The organism is Neptunomonas sp. (assembly GCF_041601355.1).
GTDB lineage: Bacteria > Pseudomonadota > Gammaproteobacteria > Pseudomonadales > Balneatricaceae > Neptunomonas.
This window is the reverse complement of the sequence record NZ_JBFIIH010000199.1, coordinates 1-4,713: the sequence shown is the minus strand read 5'-3', so window position 1 is coordinate 4,713 and position 4,713 is coordinate 1. Positions and strand designations below refer to the sequence as shown.

Sequence of the window (4,713 nt, the reverse complement as noted above, 5' to 3'; positions counted from 1 at the left end):
TTGTAGTAGCTCAGACTTGATCTGACAGTTACCCGTTCTCAAACGATGCCTGTCAGTTTAGATTTGAGCTAAGTTTTTCTCAGCCCAAATCGATTTACCATCATGCAATGTATCCATCGGTGTTCTACCGCAACACATTTTGCCCTGATGCGTCCGTTCATTGTTATAGTATTCAATCCACTCGTCCAGATCTTTTTGTAACTCGTCGATCCCTGTGTAGAGCTTTTTGCGAAAAGTGATCTGATAAAACTCATTCAAAATTGTTTTATGAAACCTTTCACAGATACCGTTAGTTTGTGGTGACATCGCTTTTGTCTTAGTGTGATCAATGTCATTAATCGCCAGATAAAGCTGGTAATCATGTTGATCAACACGGCCACAGTACTCAGTGCCACGGTCTGTCAAAATACGCAGCATAGGCAGCTCCTGTTGCTCGAAGAATGGTAATACTTTGTCGTTGAGTACATCAGCGGCAGTGATAGGCGTTTTGGTTGTATAAAGCTTACAGAAAGCTACTTTGCTGTAAGTATCAACAAAGGTTTGCTGGTAAATACGACCCACGCCTTTGAGGTTGCCTACGTAGAATGTGTCCTGTGAGCCTAAGTAGCCTGGATGTGCGGTTTCTATTTCACCGCAAGCCTCATCGTCATATTTCTTTTTCTCAAGGGCAGCAACCTGCGCATCACTCAGAATAATACCGTCATTCGCTACTTTATCTTCAAGGGCTTTTAGGCGTTTTTTGAAGTTCTCCAGATTGTTGCGCAACCAGATCGAGCGAACGCCACTGCCTGAAACAAATACGCCTGATTTACGCAACTCATTGCTGGTTCGATGCTGCCCATGAGCAGGTTGTTCAATAGCATAAGCAATCACTGCTTGCTCTGTTTGTTCATCCACTCGGTTCTTGATATTGGGGGATCGACGACTCTTGTTGATGAGATTATCAATCCCACCATCTTCAACCAGTTCTTGATATCGATAGAAAGTATCGCGAGACACGCCCATTACTTTACAGGCTTTAGAGACGTTCCCGAGCGCTTCAGCGAGATTAAGCAAACCCGCTTTGTGTTTTATGATGGGATTGTTAGTATGAATCATGAGAGTTACCTTTTGTTTTGATTTAAGATTCGACACCTTTATCAAAACGGGTAACTCTCTCTTTTTCAAGAAGATGTGTCAGGTCTAGTCGGAACTAATACATCTGTTCAGATGGCTTGGGATCAGTTACTCCATAGCTTTTTCAATAAATCCGTTGAGCGGGCAGCCGGATTTTGCCGAATCAGCTTTTCTTCAGCGGCTAACTTCAAGAACAGACCGTCCAAAGCTGCCTTGGTTACATGACTGGTAAGATCTCCCTCAACCTGCTGGCCAACCAGAGGAAGCTGAGCCGCTTGTGTCGCCAGGCTATTGTAATATTTTGTAGCGCCGACTTCGCCCAGAGCGGTATCAATTTCGGGTTTAAAAAGAGCGGCTATCTGTGGCCCTGCTTTTTCACGGAAGTATTGCGTCGCCGCATCATCTGATCCCTCATAAATTTTGCGGGCGTCGTCAAAACTCATGTTTCTGATGTTATCAACCAGAATAGCCGTTGCTTGTGGTGCGGCCCGTTCTGCAGCACTGTTGATAGATTGCTCAAATTGATCAACCTGATCCCCCATTCCGAATTGGCGCAGCGGGCCAGCCAGTTTATCCAGCACCGCAGGCATTGGAACACGAATTTGTGGATCATTCAGGTAGCCGCCTTCAGCGGATATCGATTTAATCGCACGTTCGCTTCCCACCACCAGTGCTTCACGTAAACCATTGATAAGCGTATCAGATGAAAGGGATGTATTGCTGACGGCTGAGTTGGTCGTCGCCGGTTGTTTAATCAATTCCTCGCCGGTTTTTTTAACACTTTCAACTAAATCGCTCCATCCAGCCTGACTGCTAGTCGCGATGGCTGCACTGAGCAATAATGTAGTGATTGTTAACTTACGCATGATGAAAGCCTCCATCCTTGTCTTTATAAATACGACTAGTGTAACGGATTATCGCCGCCCAGTAGTCACAAATGAGTAGTTGGTCAGCATGTGATCATACTATCTACTATATGAACTCGTAGTTAATCGCGACCGGTTCCTGAGAGTAGCAAAATTAATGTCAGCAGCAACTTTGACAGATGACACTTTTAAGAGCACGGCCGCTTCACACAGTTCCGCCGTAACCGTCATGCATTAATTCAGATTAGTTGTCGTGACGCAAGGAAGCCTGTATCGCAGATGCGCCTGGCCTAGCGGATTATTTTTTCACTGCGGACAATTGGTTGGTCAGTTCCGGCGCCTGAATTGTGCGCACAGGTTCGACCAGCTTGGCATCGGAACTTGCTTTGTGAACTCGCCCGGCATTGAGCCTGCGTGGAGCTTTAGGTGACATTGACAACAATCGTCCGCGCTATTATATTGAAAAAACTCCCTGCTTATCGAGGAGGCAACTCAATGTGAGTGAGAAGTCTTTTCATTTCACAATTGTGCTGTGCCCTTTGCGCCACCTTGATCGCATTCGTAAGTGAGCGCTGATTGTGAGTGCAGCATGCGATAGGAGGATTTTACTATGAACGTCATTAGTAAATTAGTTCGCTCCCTGACCGCCGGATCTTTGGTCATCGGTCTCACTGTTGGCTTTGCGTCCGCACAGGATTCACCGAAGCTTACCGAAGTTTTCAAGACACCCCTTGCGACTGCAGCAGAAAATGAAATCGCTGTAATGCACGTGGATTATCCCCCTGGCTACAGTTCGCCGAAGCACTTTCACACAGGCCAGGTACTCCTTTACGTCCTTGAAGGCACGGGCGCGCTTGAAGTTGATGGTGCCGTTCGTACCGCCAAGGCGGGCGAAGTGATTCAGGAAGCCGCCGGGAAGCCCATGGTGATGAGTAATGATAGCACCTCAGAATGGCTCAGATTCGTCATATTCCAAGTTGGGCCAGAAGGGGAGCCCACCCACGTCAAGGTAGATTGACTACCCGGGCTTGTCCGTTATTGATCAGGGGGCTCGCTGGAGGCGAGTTCCCCTGATCCACACCTCGCGGCCCGGAAATGGATACGAGCTAAGGTTTATACTCCAAGCCAAGCACTGCTTGAAATCGTTTTATCGCCAGGCTTATTCGCCCAGACGATCTCTCGCCATTGAAGCGTAGTTTTTGCATGGCCAGAGCAACTCTATTTGTTTAATTCCAGGTTAGATCTTCAATAAACGCCTACAAGGTCTCAATTTTTTGTTTCGATAAGTGGCTGATTGTTTTCCGCCATCAGCTCTGCCTCTGCAGTCTCAGCTTCGTAGCCGAACTCATTGACTGGAATTGCCAGGCATTTCTTAAGCCGCCGCTCATCCTGCAACCATGAAGTTGATGTTTCTGCTACACTCTTAGCTTGAAAATGTGCACTTTCCTGAGAATAAAAATGCTACGTCGGTTGCTGTATTTTAAACGTTGTTGGTTGCTCCTTTTCCTTGCAGGGATGACTCCTGTCTATGCTGAAAAGCAGGTCATTACTAACCATGTTATTGCTGATAAAGCATCGGCAAGCCAGATTATCAGAAACCAGGTCATTACATTGGGGACGGGGGGCGTTACCGGCCTTTATTATCCCACGGGCGGGGCTCTGTGCCGGTTAGTTAATCAAGCTCGTCAAGAATACGGTATCCGCTGTGCGGTGCGCAGCACGTTAGGCTCTATGAGTAATCTTGAGCAAGTCATCAATCACGAACTTGATATCGGCATTGCAGAAGCAGGGCAGCTGTATGATTTTGCAAAAGATACTGACAAAAACGCTGATAATCATGGCGATGAGTTGGATCAACCCTTGCGCACGTTAACCAGCCTGTATCCTGAATATGTATCGATATTAGTCAGATCAGATGCCCATATTAATAGTTTTGATGACCTGAAGCATAAGCGAGTCAATATTGGTCAGTCCGGAACAAGTCAGCGTTTAACCATAGAGCTATTAATGAAAGCCCGCGGCTGGCAACTGAGTGATTTTTCAGGCGTAAGCGAACTGGAACCGTCAGAGCAGGCCGCTGCATTATGTGATAACCGTATTGATGCGACGCTTTATGTGGTTGGGCATCCCAGCGGTACGATCAAAGAAGCGCTCAGAGACTGTAGTAGTCAACTGATTGGCTTATCAAAGCACGATAGAGAAACACTCATTTTGCAAAATCCCTTTTATGGGGAAATGACAATTTCAGGCGGTTTTTATTCTTCGGATCTTACTGATGTGCTGACCATCGGTGTCAACGCGACTCTTTTTGCGCGGGCGGATTTACCTGATGATGTTGCTTATGCGGTGGTGAAATCACTGTTTGAGCAGTTTGATAACTTTAAAAAACTACATCCTGCCTTTCGCTTTCTTAATCCCCAGCAGATGATGCAGCCAACGACATTGCCACTGCCAATCCATCCTGGTGCGGCTAAGTATTTCCGGGAAGTGAAGTATCTGTCACAGACACCGCCTGAGTAGCCGCGGGCTTCTTCTCTGTTGTTAACGGCTTAGGTAAAACCTTATTCAGAACCACAGGCAGATCCAGCCTGAAGTGTGCGCCTTCGGCATTGGCTAAACAGTAAATATGGCCCTGCAGTAACTGGCTTACCAGATTAAAGGCGATATGCATGCCTAAACCACTACAGCCTTCGTTACGTTTTGTCGTCATAAAGGGCTCAAACACCTTACG

Annotated in this window: 4 protein-coding genes and 1 pseudogene; 2 read left to right on the top strand and 3 right to left on the bottom strand. The window is 46.7% G+C overall.

What is annotated here, in order from left to right:
* Positions 1 to 57 precede the first annotated feature (57 nt).
* Positions 58 to 1,098 (bottom strand): IS481 family transposase, encoded by a 1,041-nt coding sequence (locus ABY436_RS19015; protein WP_372740502.1) that lies wholly within the window; start codon positions 1,096 to 1,098, stop codon positions 58 to 60.
* A 122-nt stretch (positions 1,099 to 1,220) separates the two neighbouring features.
* Positions 1,221 to 1,982 (bottom strand): DUF4197 domain-containing protein, encoded by a 762-nt coding sequence (locus tag ABY436_RS19010; protein WP_372740501.1) that lies wholly within the window; start codon positions 1,980 to 1,982, stop codon positions 1,221 to 1,223.
* Positions 1,983 to 2,592: 610 nt separating this feature from the next.
* Here ABY436_RS19010 and ABY436_RS19005 point away from each other — a divergent pair.
* Complete coding sequence (locus ABY436_RS19005) at positions 2,593 to 3,000, top strand: cupin domain-containing protein (protein ID WP_372740500.1); 408 nt, start codon at positions 2,593 to 2,595, stop codon at positions 2,998 to 3,000.
* A gap of 440 nt (positions 3,001 to 3,440) precedes the next feature.
* Positions 3,441 to 4,502, top strand: a complete 1,062-nt coding sequence (locus tag ABY436_RS19000) for a TAXI family TRAP transporter solute-binding subunit (RefSeq protein ID WP_372740499.1) — start codon at positions 3,441 to 3,443, stop codon at positions 4,500 to 4,502.
* Here the strand turns inward: ABY436_RS19000 and ABY436_RS18995 are convergent.
* Positions 4,453 to 4,713, bottom strand: a pseudogene (locus ABY436_RS18995) (hypothetical protein); the annotation flags it as partial. The gene ABY436_RS19000 and the pseudogene ABY436_RS18995 sit on opposite strands and share 50 nt — an antisense overlap.

Bases quoted from the DNA above. Each gene is read 5' to 3' on its own strand.
- ABY436_RS19015 (WP_372740502.1), bottom strand. From the start codon at position 1,098: ATGATTCATACTAACAATCCCATCATAAAACACAAAGCGGGTTTGCTT.
- ABY436_RS19010 (WP_372740501.1), bottom strand. From the start codon at position 1,982: ATGCGTAAGTTAACAATCACTACATTATTGCTCAGTGCAGCCATCGCG.
- ABY436_RS19005 (WP_372740500.1), top strand. From the start codon at position 2,593: ATGAACGTCATTAGTAAATTAGTTCGCTCCCTGACCGCCGGATCTTTG.
- ABY436_RS19000 (WP_372740499.1), top strand. From the start codon at position 3,441: ATGCTACGTCGGTTGCTGTATTTTAAACGTTGTTGGTTGCTCCTTTTC.